This is a genomic window from Variovorax sp. 10N420 (assembly GCF_056394705.1).
On the sequence record NZ_JBFTIJ010000007.1, the window covers coordinates 192845 to 215092 of the forward strand.

At 64.1% G+C, this 22248-nt stretch carries 18 protein-coding genes; 2 read left to right on the plus strand and 16 right to left on the minus strand.

Translation table 11 applies throughout. The features are described 5' to 3' along the window. Nucleotides 1-269: 269 nt before the first annotated feature. The gene (locus AC1DEK_RS19675; protein ID WP_478126950.1) at nt 270-1643 is read left to right on the plus strand and encodes a TAXI family TRAP transporter solute-binding subunit; all 1374 of its coding nucleotides are present in this window, start codon (nt 270-272) and stop codon (nt 1641-1643) included. An 18-nt stretch (nt 1644-1661) separates the two neighbouring features. Here AC1DEK_RS19675 and AC1DEK_RS19680 read toward each other — a convergent pair whose 3' ends face one another. Both AC1DEK_RS19680 and ettA read right to left on the minus strand, forming a co-directional pair. After that, nucleotides 1662-3014 (minus strand): PQQ-dependent sugar dehydrogenase, encoded by a 1353-nt coding sequence (locus tag AC1DEK_RS19680; protein WP_478126951.1) that lies wholly within the window; start codon nt 3012-3014, stop codon nt 1662-1664. A gap of 86 nt (nt 3015-3100) precedes the next feature. Continuing rightward, nucleotides 3101-4762 (minus strand): energy-dependent translational throttle protein EttA, encoded by a 1662-nt coding sequence (gene ettA / locus AC1DEK_RS19685; RefSeq protein ID WP_478126952.1) that lies wholly within the window; start codon nt 4760-4762, stop codon nt 3101-3103. A gap of 277 nt (nt 4763-5039) precedes the next feature. On the opposite strand from ettA, the gene AC1DEK_RS19690 reads away from it, so the two are divergent. Continuing rightward, complete coding sequence (locus AC1DEK_RS19690; protein WP_478126953.1) at nt 5040-6848, plus strand: DEAD/DEAH box helicase; 1809 nt, start codon at nt 5040-5042, stop codon at nt 6846-6848. 79 nt (nt 6849-6927) lie between these two features. Here AC1DEK_RS19690 and AC1DEK_RS19695 read toward each other — a convergent pair whose 3' ends face one another. The 14 genes from AC1DEK_RS19695 to AC1DEK_RS19760 all read right to left on the minus strand — a co-directional run bounded on the left by AC1DEK_RS19695 (nt 6928) and on the right by AC1DEK_RS19760 (nt 22229). Next, nucleotides 6928-7998: an ABC transporter ATP-binding protein gene (locus AC1DEK_RS19695; protein ID WP_478126954.1), complete on the minus strand. Its 1071-nt coding sequence runs from the start codon at nt 7996-7998 to the stop codon at nt 6928-6930. A 15-nt stretch (nt 7999-8013) separates the two neighbouring features. Next, the gene (locus tag AC1DEK_RS19700; RefSeq protein WP_478126955.1) at nt 8014-8865 is read right to left on the minus strand and encodes a carbohydrate ABC transporter permease; all 852 of its coding nucleotides are present in this window, start codon (nt 8863-8865) and stop codon (nt 8014-8016) included. Nucleotides 8866-8881: 16 nt separating this feature from the next. Next, nucleotides 8882-9763 carry a carbohydrate ABC transporter permease gene (locus tag AC1DEK_RS19705; protein ID WP_478126956.1) on the minus strand — a complete coding sequence of 294 codons (882 nt, stop codon included), beginning with the start codon at nt 9761-9763 and terminating at the stop codon, nt 8882-8884. Between the two features lie 30 nt (nt 9764-9793). Continuing rightward, nucleotides 9794-11170 (minus strand): ABC transporter substrate-binding protein, encoded by a 1377-nt coding sequence (locus AC1DEK_RS19710; protein WP_478126957.1) that lies wholly within the window; start codon nt 11168-11170, stop codon nt 9794-9796. Nucleotides 11171-11241: 71 nt separating this feature from the next. Next, on the minus strand, nt 11242-11988 hold the full coding sequence (locus tag AC1DEK_RS19715) for a FadR/GntR family transcriptional regulator (protein WP_478126958.1): 747 nt from the start codon (nt 11986-11988) through the stop codon (nt 11242-11244). 8 nt (nt 11989-11996) lie between these two features. Continuing rightward, the gene (locus AC1DEK_RS19720) at nt 11997-12965 is read right to left on the minus strand and encodes a 2-hydroxyacid dehydrogenase (protein WP_478126959.1); all 969 of its coding nucleotides are present in this window, start codon (nt 12963-12965) and stop codon (nt 11997-11999) included. Between the two features lie 115 nt (nt 12966-13080). Continuing rightward, the gene (locus AC1DEK_RS19725; protein WP_478126960.1) at nt 13081-14565 is read right to left on the minus strand and encodes an N-acyl-D-amino-acid deacylase family protein; all 1485 of its coding nucleotides are present in this window, start codon (nt 14563-14565) and stop codon (nt 13081-13083) included. After that, entirely contained in the window at nt 14565-15467 is a 903-nt protein-coding gene (locus tag AC1DEK_RS19730; protein ID WP_478126961.1) for a MurR/RpiR family transcriptional regulator, read from the minus strand. Before AC1DEK_RS19730 ends, AC1DEK_RS19725 begins: the two co-directional genes overlap by 1 nt. 13 nt (nt 15468-15480) lie before the next feature. After that, nucleotides 15481-16752 carry an amino acid deaminase gene (locus tag AC1DEK_RS19735; protein ID WP_478126962.1) on the minus strand — a complete coding sequence of 424 codons (1272 nt, stop codon included), beginning with the start codon at nt 16750-16752 and terminating at the stop codon, nt 15481-15483. A gap of 17 nt (nt 16753-16769) precedes the next feature. After that, nucleotides 16770-17753 carry an ABC transporter ATP-binding protein gene (locus AC1DEK_RS19740; RefSeq protein ID WP_478126963.1) on the minus strand — a complete coding sequence of 328 codons (984 nt, stop codon included), beginning with the start codon at nt 17751-17753 and terminating at the stop codon, nt 16770-16772. Next, complete coding sequence (locus AC1DEK_RS19745) at nt 17750-18796, minus strand: ABC transporter ATP-binding protein (protein ID WP_478126964.1); 1047 nt, start codon at nt 18794-18796, stop codon at nt 17750-17752. The genes AC1DEK_RS19740 and AC1DEK_RS19745 overlap by 4 nt, the downstream gene beginning before the upstream one ends. Next, a complete protein-coding gene (locus AC1DEK_RS19750) occupies nt 18793-19623 on the minus strand; it encodes an ABC transporter permease (protein ID WP_478127087.1) in 831 nt (276 codons plus the stop codon). The genes AC1DEK_RS19745 and AC1DEK_RS19750 overlap by 4 nt, the downstream gene beginning before the upstream one ends. Nucleotides 19624-19655: 32 nt before the next feature. Then, nucleotides 19656-20606: an ABC transporter permease gene (locus AC1DEK_RS19755; protein ID WP_478126965.1), complete on the minus strand. Its 951-nt coding sequence runs from the start codon at nt 20604-20606 to the stop codon at nt 19656-19658. A gap of 18 nt (nt 20607-20624) precedes the next feature. After that, entirely contained in the window at nt 20625-22229 is a 1605-nt protein-coding gene (locus tag AC1DEK_RS19760) for an ABC transporter substrate-binding protein (protein ID WP_478126966.1), read from the minus strand. Between the last annotated feature and the right edge of the window lie 19 nt (nt 22230-22248).

A 22248-nucleotide genomic window follows, 5' to 3' on the forward strand; every position in this document is an offset into this window, starting at 1 on the left:
GAGCAGCGAGATCCCAAGGACTGCCGTGAGCATCCTGCCCGCAAAAAGCAAACGAGTCTGGAGGTGATTCATGGTGCACGTATTGGACGTGCAGCCTGCTTTCCCATCAATCGTCCATGCGGATGAGGCGATGGCCTCCTGGTCCGACCGAAGTGCTATGCCGGACATGCCTGTGCAAGCGCTTTGTAACCAGCACCGGCCCGAATCAACTGAAAATGCCGCTGCCGCAAATGGCACGCCCCCGTCCCGAGTCTCTCCCACGCCCGCGCATGCCCCAACCCATTCGACTCTTCCTCCTCTCCATCCGCGACCTGCTCGCGTCGGCCGGACCGGTCGTCTTCCTCGTCATTGGCCTGCTGGTCGCGGCGTATTGGTGGCTTCAGCCGCAACCGCCGAAGACGGTGACGCTTGCAACCGGGCCATCCGGCAGCGCCTACGCCGGGTTCGGCAAGCGGTATGCGGCGGCACTCAAGACCAATGGCATCGAGGTGGTGCAGAAGCCGACCGACGGCTCTTTCGACAATCTGCAACTGCTTCGCAGCGGTGAAGCCGACGTGGCTTTCGTCCGTGGCGGCAGCGCCGACCCGGTGAAGGACGAGGAGGCCGGCCTGACCTCGCTCGGAAGCCTGTTCTTCGAGCCGCTCTGGTTCTTCTATCGCACCGACGCGGCACGCGGCATCGATCGCAAGACGGCAACCCTGACGTCGCTCACCCAGTTTCAGGATCTGCGCATCAACGTCGACAAGCCGGGGAGCGGCGTGCCGGAGATCATGGACAGGATGTTCCGCGCCAATCACATGGACCCGGCCAAGCTCGAGTTGTCCAACTTGGAGCAGACGCCCGCCACGGAGGCGCTGCAGGCCGGCCTGCTCGACGTCATCGTGCTGGCATCGGCGCCGCAATCGCCGCTCGTGCAGCGGCTGCTGCGCGCGCCCGACATCCAGTTGATGGACTTTGCCCAGAGCGATGCCTATTCGCGCCGCTTTCCTTTTCTTCAGCCGGTGACGCTGCCGCGCGGCGTGGTCGACCTGGCCGCCGATCTGCCGTCGCACGACATTTCGCTGCTTGCCGCAACGACGTCGCTGCTGTCGCGCGAGGAGACGCACCCCGCCATCCGGCAGCTTTTCGCGCAGAGTGCGCAAACGCTGCATGGCGGATCGGGCTGGTTCAACCGCGCGCGCGATTTTCCGAACACCCGCACCAGCGAACTGCCGGTGAGCCCCGAAGGCGATCGCGCCATCAACGGCACCCCGCCTTTCTGGCAACGGTATCTCCCTTTCTGGGCGAGCAACCTCGTCGAAAGGATGTGGCTGGTGCTCGGCGGCTTGCTGGTGCTGATGCTGCCCTTGAGCCGCATCGTGCCGCCGCTCTATCAGTTTCGCGTGCGTCGGCGTGTGTTTCGCTGGTATGCGAGATTGCGCGATGTGGAAGCCAGGCTCGAGTCGCAGAGCGGCGATGCGGACGCACTTCTGAAGGAACTCGATGCGCTGGACCGCCGCGTCAACCAGGTGGCTGTTCCGCTGTCGTATGCGGATGAGCTGTATGCGCTGCGGAACAACATCTACGCCGTGCGCAAACGCATCCTGGCGCGTGCGCAGGTCGACGAAGACCCGGACGCGTGGCCTGAGCCCGGCTCCGCCTGAAGGCCCCTCGATCCTTCGCTAACGCTGCAGTCGCAGCAGCTTGCCGCTGGTGCTGTCGGTCAGCAGATAAAGCCATCCGTCCGGGCTTTGCCGGACGTCGCGAATACGCTCGCCGCGGTCGGCAAGCAGGCGTTCGCGTGACACAACCGTGTTGCCATTGAGGGTGAGGCGCCATAGCGCGGTGCCGGCCAGCGCGCCGATAAAGAGGTTGCCCTTCCAGTCCGGAAGAGCGTCGGCGGTATAGAAGGCCATGCCGCTGGGGGCGATCGACGACTTCTGCGTTCCCGGTGTCCAGGCGGAGCCATCGATTTTTTCCCAGTAGGTCAATGGCTGCTCCATGCCCGCTTTGGCGGTCCCCTCGCCTACTTGGGTCAAGGTGCCGTACTCCTGGCCATAGCTGATGATGGGCCATCCGTAGTTCCGGCCCGCCAGCGTCAGGTTGACTTCATCGCCGCCTTGCGGACCGTGCTCGCTGGTCCAGAGGTCGCCCGTCACCGGATGCAGCGCAGCGCCCTGCGGATTGCGGTGCCCATAGCTCCAGATATGGGGCTGGGCACCGGGCGTCGCCAGGAATGGATTGCCCGGCGCCGGCGCGCCATCGGTGGTGATTCGCACGACCTTGCCGTTGCCGCGTGAGAGATCCTGCGCAAATCCACGTTGCGTATCGAGTTCCCGCTCACCCATCGTCACGAAAAGATAGCCGTTGCGATCGAAGGCGAGACGCGAGCCGAAGTGCGCAGTGCTGTCCACTTTGGGCGACTGGCGATAGATGACGGCAAGATTGCCGAGGCTCAGGTGCTCCGTGTCCAGTTCGGCCCGCGCGACGGCGGTGCCATTGAGGTTCGGATCGGCCCCGTCGCGCTCCGAGAAGCTGAAGTAAATCCGCCGATTGCTTGCAAACGCCGGATCGAGCACCACGTCGAGCAATCCACCCTGCCCCACTGCCGCGACGGCCGGAACGCCACTGATCCGATCGGCTCCGCCATTGGCCGGCGTGCCGTCCGCGTTGCGCAGCCTCAACTGCCCGCCGCGTTGCGTGATCAGCATGCGGCCGTCAGGCAGGAACGCGAGGCTCCAAGGAGTGTCGAGATCGGTTGCGAGTTCGACGACCTTTACGACCATCGGTGACGATGGCGGCGCGGCGGCAGGAGTCGAGGGGTTCGCGGGGCCAGGCGGGGCGCCGCTGGGGGAAGGCGTCGAAGGGGCCGGCGTTGCGCTGCCATCAGGCGCAGGCGCCCCTGTCGAAGGCGCTGTCGAGGGGCCGGCAGCAACGCCAAGAGTCCCGGGCGAAAAGCCCCCGCCCCCACCGCCGCCTCCACACCCAGCCAGGAGGGCGCACGCCATCACGAAGCATCGCGTCGTCAAGTTCATGTCCATCTCCTCGGCGCTCATCACGCCAAGCTGGAAATGCGATTGAGACCGCGGTGCCGACCGGCACCGCCGACGCCAAGACTCTACTACTTGAGCGCCTTGAAGCGCATCCGGTGCGGCTTGGCACCCTCTTCGCCGAGTCGCTTTTTCTTGTCGGCTTCGTATTCCTGATAGTTGCCGTTGAAGAAAGTCCACTGGCTATCGCCTTCAGCGGCCAGGATGTGCGTCGCGATGCGGTCGAGGAACCAGCGATCGTGGCTGATCACCAGCACCGAGCCCGCGAATTCGAGCAGCGCGTCTTCCAGCGCGCGAAGCGTTTCGACGTCCAAGTCGTTCGACGGTTCGTCCAGCATCAGCACGTTGCCGCCCGCGATGAGCGTCTTGGCCAGGTGCAGCCGCCCGCGTTCACCGCCGGAAAGCGTGCCAACCTTCTTCTGCTGGTCCGCACCGTTGAAGTTGAAGCGCCCCGCATACGCACGGCTCGGCATCTGGAACTTGCCGACGTTGATGATGTCCAGCCCGTTCGAGATGTCTTCCCAAACGGTCTTCTCGTTCCCGAGTGCATCGCGGTTCTGGTCGACGAACGCCATCTTGACGGTCTGCCCGATGACCACCTCGCCCGCGTCCGGCTTTTCCTTGCCGGCGATGAGCTTGAAGAGCGTCGACTTGCCGGCGCCGTTCGGGCCGATGATGCCGACGATCGCGCCGGCGGGAATCTCGAAGCTCAGGTTGTCGATCAGCACCCGATCGCCAAAGGATTTGGTGACGTTCTTGAACTCGATCACCTGGTTGCCCAGACGCTCCGCTACAGGAATGAAGATTTCCTGCGTTTCATTGCGCTTCTGGTATTCGAAGTCGCTCAGTTCCTCGAACCGGGCAAGGCGGGACTTGCTCTTGGCCTGCCGCGCCTTGGGGTTCTGGCGCGACCACTCGAGTTCCTTCTTCAGGGCCTTGGCGTGGGCTTCTTCGCTCTTCTGCTCCTGCGCCAGGCGTTCGCCCTTCTGCTCGAGCCAGGTGCTGTAGTTGCCCTTCCATGGAATGCCGCGGCCGCGGTCCAGTTCGAGAATCCATTCGGCAGCGTTGTCGAGGAAGTAGCGGTCGTGGGTAATGGCCACCACCGTGCCTGGGAAGCGCTGCAGGAACACTTCCAGCCACTCGACGGATTCGGCGTCCAGGTGGTTGGTCGGTTCGTCGAGCAGCAACATGTCGGGCTTGCTCAGCAGCAGGCGGCACAGCGCGACGCGGCGCTTTTCGCCGCCCGACAGCACGCCGATGTTGGCGTCCCACGGCGGCAGACGCAGCGCATCGGCAGCGATTTCGAGCTGGTGCTCCGAATCCGTGCCGGCGGTGGCGATGATGGCTTCCAACTCGGCCTGTTCAGCCGCAAGTGCGTCGAAATCCGCATCTTCGGCGCCGTAGGCCACGTACACCTCTTCGAGGCGCGCCTTGGCGGCATAGACCGCGCCCATGGCTTCCTCGACCGATTCGCGCACGCTGTGCGCCGGATTGAGCTTGGGTTCCTGTTCGAGGTAGCCGATGGTGAGACCGGGCATCGGCAGGGCTTCGCCCTCGATTTCCTTGTCTATGCCGGCCATGATCTTCAGCAGGGAAGACTTGCCAGAGCCGTTCAGGCCCAGCACGCCGATCTTTGCGCCGGGAAAAAACGAAAGCGAGATGTCCTTCAAGATCTGCCGCTTGGGCGGCACGGTCTTGCTGACCTTGTTCATTGTGTAGACGTACTGGGCCATCAGATTGCTTGCATTTCAGAAGGTGGGAGGGATTGCGTTCACCGAGAAACGGCGCGCCGAACATCGATTATCGACTCATGCGACAATCGCGTCTGTTGCCGGGTCCAGTTGCCCGCAACACCGGCTCTCCGCCGGGGACGAAGAAGGCCATTCCCTCGACAAAGGCGGGCTTTCAGGCTCCCACTCCTGACCTTCATCCGCCTTTACTGGCTCGACGTCAACGTGACGACCGAGCGGGCGGATACCACTGCGCCGTGTAGGGCGCTTATTGAACTCAATGAACTTTGATGAACTGAAGCTGGCCCCGGCCATCTTGAAAGCCGTGCATGAGCAAGGCTACGAAAATCCCACGCCGATCCAGGCGCAAGCGATTCCCGCCGTCCTCGACGGCCATGACCTTCTGGGCGGCGCCCAGACCGGCACCGGCAAGACCGCTGCCTTCACCCTCCCCCTGCTGCACAAGCTCACCATGAGCCGCAGCGCCACCAACAAGTTCGGCGGCACAGGCATCCGCGCCCTCGTGCTGACACCCACGCGTGAACTCGCAGCCCAGGTCGAAGAATCAGTTCGCACCTACGGCAAGTACCTTCAGCTCAGCTCGACCGTGATCTTCGGAGGCGTCGGCATGAACCCGCAGATCAGCAAGCTCAAGAGCGGTGTCGACATTCTGGTCGCAACGCCCGGCCGCCTGCTCGACCTGCAGCAGCAAGGCATGCTTGATCTCTCGACCGTGCAGATGCTGGTGCTCGACGAAGCCGATCGCATGCTCGACATGGGCTTCATCCACGACGTCAAGAAAATCCTCGCTCTGGTGCCCAAGGAAAAGCAAAGCCTGCTCTTCTCGGCCACTTTCAGCGACGAGATCCGCGACCTCGCCGCAACGCTGCTGAAGAATCCGCAGAGCATCCAGGTCACGCCGCGCAACACGACCGTGCAGCGCATCACCCAAGTGATCCACCCAGTGGGCCGCACGAAGAAGAAGGCGATCCTCGCGCACATCATCAACGAGCACAACTGGAGCCAGGTGCTCGTATTCACACGCACCAAGTTCGGCGCCAACAGTGTGGCTGAGTTCCTGACCAAGAACGGCATCCAGGCGATGGCGTTGCACGGCAACAAGAGCCAGAGCGCACGCACCCAGGCACTCGCCGGCTTCAAGAGCGGCGAGATCCGCGCCTTGGTCGCGACCGACATCGCGGCGCGCGGCATCGACATCGACGAGCTGCCGCACGTCGTCAACTACGAAATCCCCAACGTCAGCGAAGACTACGTCCACCGCATCGGCCGCACCGGCCGCGCGGGGGCGAGCGGCGAGGCTGTGAGCCTGGTCTGCCTCGATGAAGAAGGTTTCATGCAGGAAATCGAGCGCTTCACGAAGCAGCAGATTCCGGTCAAGCCGATCGAAGGTTTCGGCCCTGAAGAAGGCGAGCGCGCCGAGCCGATCGCAATGGGTCGTCAGACGATCTGGGGCGGCGCCGGTCGCCCGCCGAGCCGTGAAGTGATGCAGGCCGCGGCCAAGGCGGCGCGCCAGGAAATGATGCAACGCATTCGCGAGAACAAGGGCGGCCAAGGCGAACGCAGCGGCGGCGGCAACGGCGGCGGCATTGGCGGTGGTCAGCGCCGCGGCGCTGGTAACGGCCAAGGCCAGGGCGCTCCTGCCGGGCGCAACGGCGGTGGGCAAGGTCAAGGCGCTCGTGGCCAGGGCGGCCGCGGCCAAGGTCCGGCACGTGGGCCGCAAGGACCGGCGCGCGCGCCGCACCACGCGCCGACGCACCATCACGCGCACGATCATCACGAGGAACGCCAGCCGCGCCATCACGGCAACAGCCACAGCCCAACGCAAGCGGATGCGGTCGCGCACCTGCGTGCAGAAGCAGTCGGCGGTGCCGCAGGCCAGCCTGATCCGTTGCGCACCAGCGTCGACAGCCTTGGCGGCCGCGGCCGCCGTGGCGGCGGCGGCGGCGGTGGCGGCTACGGCGGCAACCGTTCCGGTGGCGGCCGTTCAGGCGGCGGCGGCGGTGGTCGCTCCGGCGGCGGGTACGGCGGTGGCGGCGGCTACGGCGGTGGCCGCTCATCCGGTCGCTGAGTTCGACCATTCATCAGAAAAGGGCGCCAAGGCGCCCTTTTTCAATGAGACTGCCGTCCAGGCACCACCGGAGAGGCCTTCACCCCAACCGCTTCCCGCTCTCCCGGTCAAACAGATGCACGCTTTCGCTCGCAATCACGAGCCCGACCATCTGATCAGGCTCGGCATCCACCCGCCCATGAATGGCGAGCGTGATCTTCGCTTCACCCACTTCAACAAGCAACTCAGTCTCCGCACCGGTCGGCTCCACCACGACCACCTTCGCCGGCACGCCATTCGCGACATCCGACAGCGTCATGTCTCCCGGCCGAACGCCGTAGTGCACGGCCTTCCCGTCTGCCGCCAAAGCACCCGCAGGCACCGGCCACATCGCACCATGCGCCTCGAAGGCGCAGTGTCCGTTGCTGCGCCTCACGGTTCCTTCGATCACGTTCATTGCCGGTGATCCGATGAACTGCGCGACGAAGAGGTTGTCGGGCCGGTCGTAGAGTTCGAGCGGCGTGCCGATCTGCTCGACCGCGCCGTCGTGCATGACGACGATGCGATCGGCCATCGTCATCGCCTCGATCTGGTCATGCGTGACGTACACAGTCGTCGTCTTCAGGCGTTGATGCAGCGCCTTGATTTCGGCGCGCATCGCGACGCGCAGCTTGGCGTCGAGATTGGACAACGGCTCATCAAAGAGAAACACCTTCGGGTCGCGCACAATCGCGCGCCCCATGGCGACGCGTTGCCGCTGGCCGCCCGACAGCTCTCGGGGGTAGCGTCCGAGCAGTTTGTCAAGGTTGAGGATCTTCGCCGCATCCGCCACGCGTTTCTCTGTCACGCCCTTGTCGGCATTGCGAAGCCGAAGGCTGAAGCCCATGTTTTCGCCGACGGTCATGTGCGGATAGAGCGCGTAGCTCTGGAACACCATCGCGATGTCGCGGTCCTTCGATTCGAGTTCGTTGACCACACGGCCGTCGATCATGATCTCGCCGCCGGAGATGTCTTCCAGCCCTGCAAGCATGCGCAGCAGCGTCGACTTGCCGCAGCCGGACGGACCGACCAGCACGACGAACTCCCCATCCTCGATCTCGAAACCGAGCCGCTCGATGATCCGCGTCTTGCCGTATGACTTTTGGACGTTCTGAAAAGTGACTGAAGCCATGTTGTTGTCTTTCCCTTAGCTCTTGACGGCACCGGCGGTAATGCCGCCGACCATGTAGCGTTTGAAGGTGTAGTAGATCGCAGCGGGAGGCAGCGCATAGATCAGGCCGGTGGCCATCAGTAGTTCCCAAGGGGAATCATCGGCCGCAAGGAAGTTGCCGAGCGCCACCGCGAGCGTCACGCTCCGGTCGTTCGACAGCAGCAAGAAGGCATAGAGGTATTCGTTCCAGGCCAGCAGCAGTGCATAGGTGCCAACTGCGACGAGCGAGGGCACCATCAGCGGCAGGTACACCATCCGGAAGAGCTGCAGGGGCGATGCGCCGTCCATGCGCGCGGCTTCGTCGAGTTCATACGGCAGCTTGTCCGAAGCCTGCTTGAGCACCCAGATGCAGTACGGCGACGCGATGGTCACCATCGCGAGGATCAACGACCACTGGCTGTTGAGCAGCCCATAGTTGCCCATCGTCTTGTACATCGGCACTGCGAGGAAGGCTGCAGGGATGAAGTACGTGAAGAGCGCCATGTTCATCACCGTGCGCCCTCCCTTGACGCGCAACCGGCTGATGGCGAAGGCCGAGGTGGTCGCGACGAACAGGGTAAGTGCGCCGACCGCAACGGCGATCAGCACGGAATTGCCGAGCTGCAGCCAGAAGTGGTCCAGATAGAAGTGCCTCTGATGAAAGACGGTGCTGAAGTTGTCCAGCGTGGGTGACTTGGGCCACAGGTGCCCGGACGTGGCCTCGCCGCGTGGCGAGATCGCGAACAGCACCATGTGATAGATGGGGATGATCGTCCACAGAAGAACGGGAATGCCGATCAGCAGGAGCTTGGCCTCGGTGCCGACGGACTTGAGCGTCCAGCGTTTCATTTCGCCCTCCAAGTGTTCATTTCGACAGCCTCTTCATCATGAAATAGACAAGGGGCAGTACCAAGGGCATTGCGACGACGATCGATGCCATGGACAAGTCGACTTGGTCGAGCCGCAAATACCGGATGCCCAGCGTCGCAAGCACGTGCGTCAAGTCCGCGGGCCCTCCGCCAGTCAGCAGATAGACGCTGTTGAAATCGCCCAGCGTCCAGATCATCGACAGGATCAGCGACGTGACATACAACGTGCGCAGCGCCGGCCAGCTGATGAACTTGAACTTCTGCCACGACGTTGCGCCGTCGACCGATGCAGCCTCGTACTGCTCCGTCGGTATCGAGAGGCGCCCCGCGACCAGGATCAGCGTCCAGAAGGGCAGCGACTTCCAGATGTGCATCAGCATCGCGAAGCTGAGCGCCAGCGTCGGGTCGTTCAGCCAGTTGGGCCCGTCGAGCCCCGTCAGGCGAAAGATGGTGGTGTTGATCACGCCCCACTCGGGGTTGAGCATGAACCGCACCGAAAGAATGGTCGGGATCGACGGCACGGCCCACGGCAGGATGAAGATCCCCGAAAGAATCTTGATCCACCAGCGCGACTGCACGAAGAAGCCCGAGAGCACCAGCGCCACCACCATCTTGAGATTGATGGCGACGACCAGGAAGATGATGGTGTTGATGACCGACCTGAAGAAGATCGGATCGGCCACCAGGTGCTCGTAGCTTTGCGGATGGCGTGCCAGCCACAGGCCATAGCACACCGGATAGAGAACGAAGACCAGGAACACCAGCAGGTAGGGGACGACCATCATCCGCCCCCAGAACTGCCAGCGCCCGGTTTTCGAGGCAGGCGTTGCGGCGGCGCCAGCAGCATTGGTCACGATGCTTGTTGCAGTGGAACTCATGGCAACCGCCGATCAGTATTGCAGTGTTGATTATTGAGCGACGGTCTTGATGCGCTCGATCATCTCGTCGACCGCCTTGTCCACCGGCACCTTGTCACTCACGATGCGGTTCATCGCCTTGGCCCACACGTTTTCGTTGTTCAGGATGGTGAACTTGTAGTTCTTCGTGAATTCGAAAGTCACCGTGCCGGCAGCGTACTGGTTGTAGACCGACTTGCGATGCGAATCGGCCTGCCAGAACGGGCTTGCCTGCCCCGCCTTGGTCACCGGGAACCAACGGCCGAGCGAGCCTTCGACGTACGGCGTGAGGTTTTCTTCCTGCATCAGGAAAGTCACGAACTCCTTCGCGCGCTGCTTGTTCTTGCCGTCCTTGAACACCACGCCGGTCTTCACCGCAGTGCGATAGACCATCTTGCTGCCATCAGGCTTCGTCGGAAAGCCGGCGGTGCGGATGCGCTCGAAGTAGTTCTTCTTGGCTTCCTCGCGCTGTTCAGGCGTGAGCGTCGCGTTGTTCGAGTCGTCGAGCCACTTGGCCGGCAGCGAGATGGTCGCGTTGTGCGTCATCACCGTCGTCTTGTTGTGGAAGGCGACGTTGTTGTCCGGGTCCTTCCAGCTCGTCGACGATGGCGGTGTGCAGCCCTTCTGGTAAGGCGCCACGTAATCGGTCATGGCGTTGATGAGGCCCGTGCGCACCGCAGGATCATCGACCAGCAGCTTGCCGCTGTCGTTCACCATCTTCACGTTGTAGGCGTCCGCGAAGGTCAGGAACGAGTAGAACGAATCACTCGAATCAACGCCCATGGGCATGCCGGTGCCGAAGAGGCGCTTGCCCGTCTTCTGGCGGACCGCCGGCTGGACCTTTTCGCACCAGAACGACCAGTAGTCCTTCCAGGTGGTCGGAATGTCCGACTCCTTGAAGCCTGCATCGGCCAGCATGTCGATCCAGTAGTTGATGTGCATCGTCTGCTGTTTGATCGGGAAGGCGTAGTAGGCCTTCGACTTCGTCGTGTTGTTGTAAAGGAACGTGGTCTCGACCGTGTTGGGCGCAAAGCGGCTCACCATGGGCGCGAGCACGCTGCTGATGTCTTCGAGCTTGTTGTCGTAAGCCCACTTGCCAGTCACCTGGAAGTCATAGACGTCGGCATAGGCCACATCGGGCGGGCTGCCCGAGTCGAGGGCCGACACGGTCTTCGGAATCATGTCCTGCACGGGATATTGGGACAGCTCGACCTTGACCCCCTTGTGCTTCTCCTCGAACTTCTTGATGGCCGCGAAGAGCGCCTCGTCTTCCGCCTTGTAGAAGCCCTTGACCCACCAGACGGTGAGCGTCTCCTGCGCCGACGCCTGGCCGGCGACCGCGAGGCCCATCGCCATCAGCGCGGGGATCATCAATGCCTTCAACTTCATGCTGCTGTCTCCTTCTTTGAACGGGATTGCTCGATGCACGAGCGCGGGTTGGAAAGCGAAACGGGTGCGCCTCAGGCTGTGGCCTTGAGTCGCTGTGGTGGACGACCGAGCCGAGGCAGGCGGCGTCGCGAGCGCAGAACTTCTTCGATGTCCTCGCGCGCGCCTTCGATCAGCCGGGTGATGGCCCGCTCGGCGCGCGCGGGGTTGTGGGCGATGACCGCGTCGAGCACGGCGCGATGCATCGGCAGCGACAACGCCGGGCCGTCCTTCTTGATGGTCGATATCTCGAAACTGGTGCGCAACAACGCATGCAGCGCCTTGCTCATCTGCGCGAGCATGCGATTGCGTGCGGCGCGCAGCAAGCCGTGATGAAAGCGCAGGTCGAAGGTCACGTAGTCGCCGCCGTACTCCACGGCTTCCTTCATGCCCGCATAGGCGATCTCGATCTCCTCGATATCTTCGGGCGTTGCGCGCTCGGCAGCGAGCCGCACGGCCGCAGGCTCGACGACGCGGCGCAGATCCTGAAGATCGCGCAGGAACTCCGGCGTGAGGCCCGCGCGGGCCTGCCAGGTGATGACGTCGGGGTCGAACCAATTCCATTCGTCGTCGGGCAGCACCCGCGTGCCGACCTTCGGTCCGGTCACGATGAGTCCCTTCGCAACGAGGGACTTCACGGCTTCGCGCACGACCGTGCGACTGACGCCGAACTCCTCGCACAGCAGCGGCTCGGCGGGCATCGGCGCACCAATCGCAAAGCGGCGAGAGACGATCGCCTCACCCAGCAGGTCCAGCGTACGGCCGTGGGTATTCTTGGTCATTCGCTGCCTCAGGCGTCCACGGGCGTCAGCAGCGGCGCACCGGAGAAATGCGCTTGCAGGTTGTCGAAGGTGAGCTTGCCCATGGCTTCGCGGGTTTGCTTCGTTGCGCTGCCGATGTGCGGCGTGAGCACCACGTTGGGCATGTTGCGCAAGGCTTCAGGCACGTTGGGTTCGTTCGCGAAGACGTCGAGCCCGGCGCCGGCAATCACGTTGTTGCGCAGTGCCTCGATCAATGCGGCTTCGTCGACCACGCTGCCGCGCGCAACGTTGATCAGATAGCCTTCGGAGCCCAGCGCCGCGAGAACGCGCGCGTCGATCATGCCTCGCGTCCCTGCGCCGCCCGGCGTGATCACCACCAGGAAATCAACAGCCGCTGCCAGAGCGGCAGCGTCGGGGTAGTAGGGGTAGCCGACATTGGCGCGAGGCGAACGCGCGGTGTAGGCGATCTCCATCTTGAAGGCGCTCGCACGCTGCGCGATCGCCTGGCCAATGCGTCCCATGCCCACAACGCCAAGACGGCTGCCCGTCACTTTGCGGCTGAGCGAAATGGGGCCGGCAGGCCATTCATTGGCACGCACGAAGCGATCTGCCTGAGGGATGCGACGCGCAACGGCGAGCAGCAACCCGATGGCAAGATCGGCCACGTCGTCATTGAGCACTTCGGGCGTGTTCGTCACAGGCACGCCTCGCTCGTGGGCAGCGGCAACATCCACGCCGTCGTAGCCGACGCCGAAAACCGAGATGACCTCGAGTGCGGGCAGTTGCGCGATCAGCTCGCGCGGCACCTTCGCTTCGCCGTTGGCGACCACGCCGCGAATGCGCGGTGCAACGCCTGCGAATGCCGCAGGGTCGCTGACATGGATGCGGTCGTGCACTGTGTAGTCACGGCGCAGCGCCTCCATGAGAAACGGCATCAAGGGAGCGACCACCAGCAGTTCCGGTCGAGCGGTCTCGTTGGCGGCATTGATGGCTGACATGCGTTCGTCCCTCCAGCCTTCCGGCGTTGTCGATTCTTATCATATGATGATTGAAATCGATGCCCCGCAGGACAAACCCTGATGGCGAAGTCAGCTCTGCGGCATCACTGGGGCGTCAAGCTGCCTTTGCACGGGCGACGAAGCGGCCCGCGCGCGCACCTGTCGCGCGCCCTACTCCTGTGTAGCTCAAGATACCGTTGACCCACACGCGCTCGATGCCTTCACTGAACTGGCGCGGCTGCTCGAATGTCGCGCCATCCTTGATGCGCAGAGGATCGAACACCACCACATCCGCCCTGTAGCCCGCCTTCAGCAGGCCTCGTTCGCCGATCCGAAAGCGCGACGCGGACATGCCGGTCATCTTGTGAATCGCCTGTTCGAGCCGCAGCAAGCCCTTTTCTCGCCAATAGCTCGCAAGCACGCGCGGGAACGCACCCCACAGGCGCGGATGCGGCCTCTCGTCATGCGGCAAGCCATCGGAGCCGATCATCGAGAGCGGATGCAGCATGACGCGCTGCACATCGTCTTCACGCATCTGGAAGTAGCAAGCATTGCCAGGCTTGAGCCTCACAGCAGCCTCTTTCTGCGAAACGCCCCACTGAGAAGCAATGTCGGCCAGGTAGCGCCCGCCCATCTCGGGATGCGATTCACTGCCGGTGATCAGCACGTCGATGATCCCGTCGACCAGGTCTTCGCGCAACACGGTGGAGCCCGCCGTGTAGGGATACACATCCATGCCGATCTCCTGGCCGAGCGCGAGTTGCTCGATGAGCGGCAGTGTCTCGCGCGTGCGTCCCCAGTTGTCAGGGCCGGCGCACTTGTGATGGGAGATGACCAACGGCAAGCCGGACTGGCGCGCCGTCAGTGCCGCCTCTTGCAACGCAGGAAGAATGCCTGCCAGTTCGTCGCGGATGTGCGTCGCGTAGACGCCGCCATTGCGTGCAGCGACCGTGGCGACCGCGACAAGCTCATCGACGTCTGCGGCGTAGGCTTCCGCGTAGAACACGCCTGACGAGAGCCCCAAGGCGCCCGCATCCATCGCCTCTTGCATGCTCGCTGCCATTGCAGTGCGCTCAGTCTCATTGGCCGGTCGGTCGAGCGAGGCCATGTGACGCATGCGCAGCGCCGTGTGCCCGAGCAATGCGGCGACATTGACGCCCGGACGCGCAGCGTTCACTGCGTCGGCGTATTCATGCATCGTGCCGTGGCGGAACTGCTCGCGCCCCAACAGAGACAGCGGCGCCAAAGGTTCATCGGTCACAACAGGCGCGAGCGAAATGCCGCAGTTGCCGACGATGACCGTCGTCACGCCCTGCGAGAGCTTGGGCAGCATGTCGGCCTTCTCGATCGCGGCTGCATCGTCATGCGTGTGCACGTCGATGAACCCTGGCGCGATGACCATGCCGCTGCAGTCGATTTCTTCAACAGTGCCGCCCACGCGCAAGCTCGCAAGCAAGTCTGGAGGCGTTTCCCCGAGGGGAGCAACCGATGCGATGCGGTCACCGACCAGCAGCACATCGCCGAGCCAGCCTGGGCTGTCGCTGCCGTCGACGATCTGCCCGCTCTTGAGCAAGGTCGATTTGCCAATGTCTTGCGTCATCATCTCTCGTCGTCGAAGGTCTCGGTCGCGCCGGAATATTCGGCGCTGTCGAAGCCGTGCTTGTGAAGGAGCTGCTTGAATTGCTGCAGACCGCGCGTCGCGACCGGACCGAGCTTCTGCGCGAGCCGCACCATCAGTATTTCGATCACCACGAGATGCGCAAGGTATGCCTCGGTGCCCACGCGCATCACCGCATCCTGCGGCACCGACACGGCAAGCACGAGATCGGCGATCTCTGCCAGTTGGGTGCCAGGCTGCGTCAGCGCGACCACCGTAGCGCCCTGCGAACGCGCGAAGCGTGCGGCCTCCAAGGTGTAGGGCATGCGCCCGACATGCGAGATGACGAAAGCGACCCCGTCCGGGCCCAAGGTGCTTGCCGACACCAACTGCTGGTGCGCGTCGAAGATCGCGTTCGACGTGCAGCCCAGACGAAAGAGCCGGCTTTGCAGTTCGCTCGCCATGAACGTGGACGCCGCGCCAACCGAGTAGCAATCGATGCGTCGCGCGGCGGCGAGCCGTGTTGCGACCTGATCGAGAACGTCGACGTCGATGCGCCGTCCGAGTTCGGTCAACGACGAAACGGCCGCGTGAATGATCTTGCTCGCAACGTCACCCGCGCTGTCTTCGGCCAGGACGCTTCGGTGCAGGTACGAGCCGGTCACGGCAAGGTCCTGCGCCAGCGCGAGCATGAATTCGCGCACGGATTCGAACCCGAAGCTGCGGCAGGTTCGCACGATGGTCGGCATCGAAACACCCGCCTGCTGCGCGAGTTGCTCGACAGTCGCTGCGACGGCGGCGCGAGGGTCTTCGAGCACGCACTGCACGACGCTGCGCTGCGCAGCCGGCAATTCGGCCATGCGTTCGCGCAGGCGTTGCAACAGTTGAGCGGACGGATTGTTCATTGCAGTGCAGCCTTCAGAACCGAGTGCTGATGGCGCCCGTGACGGCCATATCGTCTTCAATGAGGGCCATCCAGCGCCACTTGTCGAAGGTCGTGCAAGGATGCGAGATGCCGAGCGCCACCCGGTCGCCTACTTTCGGTACGGCGCCAGACGGATCGAAGCGCAGGTAGGCGTGCTGATCGTTGAGGGCGCTGACCGTCCAGGCTGCAGGCGCATCGGCCGCGACTCGCGCCCCGCGCGGCGCATGGCGCACGGGGATCGGCATCTCCAGGTCATAGGAGATATCGCGCCGGCCGCAAGTCAGGAGCGCCAAGCCGGGCTCCGGCACCGATTGAACGATGGCCCACACTTCAAGCGCGGCGCGCAAGGAGCTATCCAAGCCCTCGCGCTTCTCGACCTGCTTCAGAAACCGCGCGTAGTTGCCGTCATCGTGCGTGACATAGCAACCGGAGCGCAACACGCCTTGCACCGGCCGGGACATGCCTTGTGCGCGAAGCAGCGGCACCACCAGGTCGAACACCGCTGAGCCGCCTGCGGTAAGCAGCATCGTGTCTTCATGGAACAGGTTGTGTGCGTCGCAGCGGCGGGCCACTTCGAGCACACGCTCGACCAGCGCCGTGACTTCGCGCGCGTCGTGTTCGCTGTCGCAGCGGGCAAGGCCGCCTTCGTAGCATTCGATTCCACCCAACTGCGCAGCGGGCGATCGCGAGATGGCCTCGGCGAGTGCAAGCGCTTCTTCGAGCGTGCGGCAGCCAGTGCGCTGGCCCGGAATCCCGATCTCCACAAGGACATCGAAGCGACGCCTGCTCTGGCGGCGCTTCGCCCAGTCTTCGATCAGCGACAGTTGCGCAATCGAATCGACAAGGAACCAGACGCGCAGATCGCCGTGTCCGGCCAGCAGCATCTCCAGCCCGTCGAGGTCCGCATCGCACACGACCTGGTTGGCGATGATCGCGCGCCGCGCTCCGGCCTCGACACCGACCGCAAGCTGGTAGATGGTGGCGAAGGTCAGTCCCCACGCGCCTCCGGCAAGTTGTTGCGCGAACAGTTCGGGCGACATGGTGGTCTTGCCGTGCGGCGCGAGAGTCACGCCTTTGCGCCGTGCGTAGTCCTGCATCCAGGCGATGTTGTGCGCGAGCGCCGAGCGGCGAATGACCGCCAGCGGATACGCCAGATCATCAGCCAGCACGTTCCAGCCCTTCTGTCCGATATCAGCGGCGCGGCAGGGCGCGGCATGCAGCGGATAGCTCTTGCTCCGATGGTCGAGGATCAGTTCTTCAGTCATGTTCGCTCCTGGCATGTTCAAAGGTCGTCGCGCCAGCAGGCGTTCCAATGTCCGGGCCGCACTTCGCGCAATTGCATGTCGGCACCGGCGCAGCGCTCTTCCGCCAGCGGACATCGCGTGCGAAAGACGCAGCCCGATGGCGGATTGGCAGGGCTCGGCAGATCGCCCTGCAGCAATGGCACCACCCGGCGTTGCGCCGGATCAGGAATTGGCGCCGCTGCGAGCAGCGCACGCGTGTAGGGATGCCGCGGACTTGCATAAAGGGCCTCGGTCGGTGCGATCTCCATCACCCGGCCGAGATACAGCACGACCACGCGGTCGCACAGGTACTCCACGACGTCGAGGTCGTGCGAGATAAAGAGCAGCGTGAGGCCGAGTTGCTCCTTCAGATCGCCCAGCAGATTGACCACCTGCGCTTGTATCGACACATCCAGTGCGGACAGCGGCTCGTCCGCGACGATGAACTGCGGTTCCACCGCCAGAGCGCGTGCAATACCGATGCGCTGGCGCTGCCCGCCCGAGAACTCGTGCGGAAAGCGTGCGGCATGTTCGGGGCGCAAGCCCACTTGCTGCAGCAGTTGATCGATGCGCGCCTTTCGTGCGCCGCCCTTCGCCAGTCCGTGCGTGTCGAGTGCTTCCGCCAGCACGTCGCGAATGCGCATGCGCGGATTGAGGCTCGCGTAGGGGTCCTGGAAGATGATCTGCACTTTCGAGCGCAATGGCCTGAACTGCGATTGCGACATCCCGGCCAGATCCTGCGGTGCCGCATCCGATCCCGCCGGCTGGTAGAGCATCTGCCCGCCCGTCGGATCGACCAGCCGAGTCAGCAATCGGCCGATGGTGCTCTTGCCCGAGCCCGATTCGCCGACCAGTCCCAGCGTCTCGCCCTTGCGGATGCTGAAGCTCACGTCATCGACCGCGCGCACGGGATGGCTGCCCTTGCCGAAGTATTTGCGCAGGTTGCGCACCTCCAGCAGGTTGTCGTTTGTCGCGGTCGTCATGCGGCCTGCTCCTCGATGAATCCGACGCAGCGAACCATGCGCTGGCCGCCCGCCGATTCGAGCAGGGGCATGCGGGCATCGCAAGCGTCTTGGCGGAATGCGCAGCGCGGCGCAAAAGCACACCCGGGCGGTGGTGCGAACGGGCTGGAGACCTGTCCCGGAATCGCCACCAACTGCGGACGCCGCCCCGCCGAGGCTCCAGGCACACCTCGCCGCCGGGCCACGCCCGGCAAGCACGCCAACAATCCGCGCGTATAGGGATGGTCCGGCCGCGCGAAGAGATCGTGCACCGGCGCGGATTCGACGATCCGCCCCGCGTACATCACCGCCACCGCATCGGCGTACTGCGCAACGACGCCGAGGTTGTGCGTGACGAAGAGCATGCTCATCCCCGTTTCTTTCTGCAAGCGCCCCATCAGCGCGAGGATCTGCGCCTGGATGGTCACGTCGAGTGCTGTCGTCGGCTCATCGGCGATCAGCAGCGTCGGATTGCACGCCATGGCCAACGCAATCATCACGCGCTGGCGCATGCCGCCGGAGAGCTGATGCGGATACTCGTTGACACGCTGGCCCGCGGCGGGGATTTCCACCAGTTCGAGCATGCGCCGCGCGTGCGCAAAGGCCGCGCTTCGATCGAGCTTCAGATGCAGCCGCACCGACTCGGCGATCTGCTCTCCGATGGTCAGCACCGGATTGAGGCTCGTCATCGGCTCCTGGAAGATCATCCCCAGCTCGTTGCCCCGCAATGCGCGTTTGTCGGCCTCAGGAATGGCAAGCAGGTCGACGCGCAATCCGTCGCGCCGCACGAACCAGGCCTCGCCTTGCACCTGTGCGTGCGAGGTCTTGGCGTGCAGGCCCATCAGCGTCAGGCTGGTGACCGACTTGCCCGAGCCCGACTCGCCCACCAGCGCCAGCGTTTCGCCGGGCCTGATGGAGAAGCTCACGTCGGCCACGCTCTGGATGCGCCCGGCTTCTGTCGCAAAGGAGGTGGAAAGCCCGCGCACTTGGAGGCGCGGCGTCTCGGATATGTTGGCGGCGCTCATGTCGCTTTCCTCAGCTTGGGATCGAGCAAATCGCGCACGCCGTCCCCCAGCATCTGCAGCGACAGCGCGGTCAGCACGATCGCAAGGCCGGGGCAGAAGATGGTCCAGAAAGCCTTGTCGGCGTAATCAAGACTGCCGGCGATCATCGTGCCCCACGTGGGAATATCGGGCGGCACACCAACGCCGAGAAACGAGAGCCCTGCTTCGGCGAGGATGGCATAGGCAAAGATGAAGGTCACCTGCACGAGGATCGGCGACATGAGGTTGGGCAGGATGTGCTTGCGCAGGATGCGCGGCGTGCGCACGCCGAGCGCACGCGCCGCATCGACGAAGAGCAGTTCGCGCAGCACCAGCGTCGTTGCACGCACCACACGCGCCACACGCGGCGTATAGACGATGACCAGCGCCAGCATCACATTCCACAGCGACACGCCGAGAATCGACACCAATGCAATGCCCAGCAGGATGTCGGGGAAGGACATCATGGCGTCGACCACGCGCATCAGCGGCGCATCGAGCCGGGGAAAGAAGCCGGCGAGCATGCCCAGCAGCGTGCCGAAGAGCACCGCCCCCGCAGCCGTCACGAAGCCGATCAGCAACGAATAGCGCGCGCCATGCACGATGCGCAGCATGACGTCGCGGCCGAGTTCGTCGGTGCCGGCCCAATGCGTCCACGACGGCGCACGCAGCCGCTCGCCGATCTCGATGGCGCCCGGATCCGCATCCGAGAGCCATGGGTAGATCACCGCGACGCCGACCACCAACAGCAGGACGATCGCCGCGGCAAGCACCACCTTGCGCGAAAACAGCCGCCGCGCGAGAGGCATCACGCCTGTCATGAAAGAAGTCACGGCGGCCTTCATTTCGACCCCAGCCGGATGCGCGGATCGACCAGCGTGTAGACGAAGTCGACACCCAGGTTGATGAACACATAGATCGCAGCGATCACCAGCAGCGTGCCTTGAATCACCGGATAGTCGCGCCGCAGCACCGCGCGCACCACGAGGTTGCCGACGCCGGGAAGGTTGAACACCGTCTCGGTCACGACCGTGCCGCCGATCATCAAGGCCAGCGTGAGGCCGAGCACCGTGATGATCGGCACCAGGGCATTGCGCAGCACGTGCTTGACCATGATGACGCTCTCCGGCAAGCCTTTGGCGCGGGCAGTTCGCACATAGTCTTCGCCGAGGATGTCGAGCATCGACGCTCGGGTAAAGCGGATGATCAACGCTGAGTTGAGCAAGCCAAGCACCAGGGCGGGCAGCAAGAGGTGATGCAGCCGCTCTCCCAGCGATGCGCTCGGATCACCGTAGCCCGATGCGGGGAACCAGCCAAGCTTGACGGCGAAGAACTGGATGAGGATCAACCCCAGCCAGAAACTCGGGACGCTTGCGCCCAGCATGGCCACGCCGCTCACGGCCTGATCGGCTGCACTGCCGCGCCAGACGGCAGCCGCCATGCCCGCCGGAATGCCGATCAATGCCGCGATGCCGACCGCGAACAGTGCGAGAAACAACGTCGGCTCCGCACGCTCGAGCAGCGCCTGCGCAACGGGCCGCTGCAAGAACAGCGACTGCCCCAGGTTGCCATGTAGCAGCTCTCCCACCCACAAGACGAACTGCGTGGGCAGCGGCTTGTCGAGCCCATATTGCGTGCGGGCATGGGCGATGTCCTCGGCAGTGGCCTGGTCGCCAAGCAGAAGCGCGACAGGGTCTCCCGACGCGAGGCGCGTCAGCGCGAAGACCAGCACCGCCACGATGGCGAGCACCACCAGTGCACCGGCGAGGCGTGAAAGCAGGAAGCGCAGCATGAAAGGAGCCCGAGGCGCTTACTTGGCGAGGCCGGTGTTCCAGAAGAACGGCCAGATCGCCGGCGTGAAGCCCTCCAGCTTTGCCGAACGTGCCGACAGGCTGTTGAACTTGCCGACTTCGATGAAGGGCACTTCGTCATAGACCGTCTGCTGCACCTGACCCCACAGCGCACCGCGCTTGGCCGGATCGCTTTCCTTGTTGAAGGCGCTGAGCGTCGACTTCTTGGCCGGCGTGTCCCACCAGCCCGGCGCGCCGTCGCCCAATTGCGGCGGCGAGAGCATCGGCTCCGGAAACAGGCCCGAATGCGTGAAGTAGACATCCCACAGCTTGGCGTCGTTGCGGCGCTGCACGAGCGTCGCCCAGTCGACCACCTGCAAGTCGGTCTTGAAGCCCGCCTTCTTGAGTTGCTCGGACATCACGAGCGCCATGTTGTAGTGAAACTCGTATTGCCGGCTCGCCATGATGCGGATGGGCTGGCCGTTGTAGCCGGCCTTCGCCGCGAGATCCTTGGCCGCTTGCGGATTGCGCGTGTTGTAGGCGTTGGCGCCGGCTGCGGAGTAGTAAGGCGTCCCCTTCGGAAAGAAGTTGGGCTCGACGACAAAGAAGCGGTTGTCTCCGAAGCCCGCGGCCATCAGTTCGCCCTCGCCCACTGCCGTCTGCACCGCACGGCGCAGCGGCTGGGAGGCCAGCACGCCTTCCTTGGTGTTGAACACGATGTATGGAAAGCCGAAGTTCTTCGTCACGATCGGCACCACGGCCGGGGCGCCTTTCTCGATTCGGCCGACGGCCTCCACCGGCAGCAGATCGGCGTACTGGAACTGCCCGGACAGCGAGCCTTCGACGCGCGTGTTGGCATTGGGCACGGGCACAAAGCGCAGTTCGTCGAGCAGCGCCTCGCGCCGGCCGGCATAGCCGCTCGGCGCTTCCTTCCGGGCGGTGTAGCCGTCATGGCGCACCAACACGGTGAACTGATCCGGACGGCGTTCCTTGAACTTGTAGGGGCCGGTTCCGATGAATTCCTTGAGCTGCGGCGCGATGCTTTCCTTGGCCATGATGGCCGCCATCCCGCTGGGCAATGCGAGCTGGGCCAGCAGTGGCGCGTAGGGGTTCGCAAGCTTCAGCTCGACAGTGAGCGGGCCCTTGGCCGTGAGCGAAGCGACTTCCTTGCCGACGGCCTTGCCACGTGGCGAGAGTTCCATCCAGCGCTGCAGCGAAGCCACAACGTCATCGGCATTCAGGTCACGCCCGTTGTGGAGCTTCACGCCCTTGCGAATCGCGATCGTGTAGGTCAGGCCGTCCTTGGAGACCACCGGCATGCCTTCGGCCAGCATCGGCGCAATATTCCAGTTTGCATCGAAGGTGTAGAGAGGCTCGTAGACGTGCTGCATGATGGTGCCCACGAGGTCGGCCGTGCTGGTCATCGGGTCGAGGCCCTGCGGCTCGCCCACCATGGCGAGGTTGGCAGCGCCTCCCTTTGCGGGCTCGGCCCACACGGCACCCGGCAAGATGGCCAACGTGAATGCGGCGGCAAGCGCGCCTGCGACACTCCGCCAACGCGGCGCGCGCACCGGGTTCAAGGGAGAAAAGCCAGGGGTCGGTACAGTGATCGCGGACGTTTGCATCGCGGCTCCATGAGTAATA

Excerpts from the sequence above, each read along its gene's own strand:
- AC1DEK_RS19675 (WP_478126950.1), top strand. The coding sequence starts at position 270 with ATGCCCCAACCCATTCGACTCTTCCTCCTCTCCATCCGCGACCTGCTC.
- AC1DEK_RS19680 (WP_478126951.1), bottom strand. The coding sequence starts at position 3,014 with ATGAACTTGACGACGCGATGCTTCGTGATGGCGTGCGCCCTCCTGGCT.
- ettA (WP_478126952.1), bottom strand. The coding sequence starts at position 4,762 with ATGGCCCAGTACGTCTACACAATGAACAAGGTCAGCAAGACCGTGCCG.
- AC1DEK_RS19690 (WP_478126953.1), top strand. The coding sequence starts at position 5,040 with ATGAACTTTGATGAACTGAAGCTGGCCCCGGCCATCTTGAAAGCCGTG.
- AC1DEK_RS19695 (WP_478126954.1), bottom strand. The coding sequence starts at position 7,998 with ATGGCTTCAGTCACTTTTCAGAACGTCCAAAAGTCATACGGCAAGACG.
- AC1DEK_RS19700 (WP_478126955.1), bottom strand. The coding sequence starts at position 8,865 with ATGAAACGCTGGACGCTCAAGTCCGTCGGCACCGAGGCCAAGCTCCTG.
- AC1DEK_RS19705 (WP_478126956.1), bottom strand. The coding sequence starts at position 9,763 with ATGAGTTCCACTGCAACAAGCATCGTGACCAATGCTGCTGGCGCCGCC.
- AC1DEK_RS19710 (WP_478126957.1), bottom strand. The coding sequence starts at position 11,170 with ATGAAGTTGAAGGCATTGATGATCCCCGCGCTGATGGCGATGGGCCTC.
- AC1DEK_RS19715 (WP_478126958.1), bottom strand. The coding sequence starts at position 11,988 with ATGACCAAGAATACCCACGGCCGTACGCTGGACCTGCTGGGTGAGGCG.
- AC1DEK_RS19720 (WP_478126959.1), bottom strand. The coding sequence starts at position 12,965 with ATGTCAGCCATCAATGCCGCCAACGAGACCGCTCGACCGGAACTGCTG.
- AC1DEK_RS19725 (WP_478126960.1), bottom strand. The coding sequence starts at position 14,565 with ATGACGCAAGACATTGGCAAATCGACCTTGCTCAAGAGCGGGCAGATC.
- AC1DEK_RS19730 (WP_478126961.1), bottom strand. The coding sequence starts at position 15,467 with ATGAACAATCCGTCCGCTCAACTGTTGCAACGCCTGCGCGAACGCATG.
- AC1DEK_RS19735 (WP_478126962.1), bottom strand. The coding sequence starts at position 16,752 with ATGACTGAAGAACTGATCCTCGACCATCGGAGCAAGAGCTATCCGCTG.
- AC1DEK_RS19740 (WP_478126963.1), bottom strand. The coding sequence starts at position 17,753 with ATGACGACCGCGACAAACGACAACCTGCTGGAGGTGCGCAACCTGCGC.
- AC1DEK_RS19745 (WP_478126964.1), bottom strand. The coding sequence starts at position 18,796 with ATGAGCGCCGCCAACATATCCGAGACGCCGCGCCTCCAAGTGCGCGGG.
- AC1DEK_RS19750 (WP_478127087.1), bottom strand. The coding sequence starts at position 19,623 with ATGCCTCTCGCGCGGCGGCTGTTTTCGCGCAAGGTGGTGCTTGCCGCG.
- AC1DEK_RS19755 (WP_478126965.1), bottom strand. The coding sequence starts at position 20,606 with ATGCTGCGCTTCCTGCTTTCACGCCTCGCCGGTGCACTGGTGGTGCTC.
- AC1DEK_RS19760 (WP_478126966.1), bottom strand. The coding sequence starts at position 22,229 with ATGCAAACGTCCGCGATCACTGTACCGACCCCTGGCTTTTCTCCCTTG.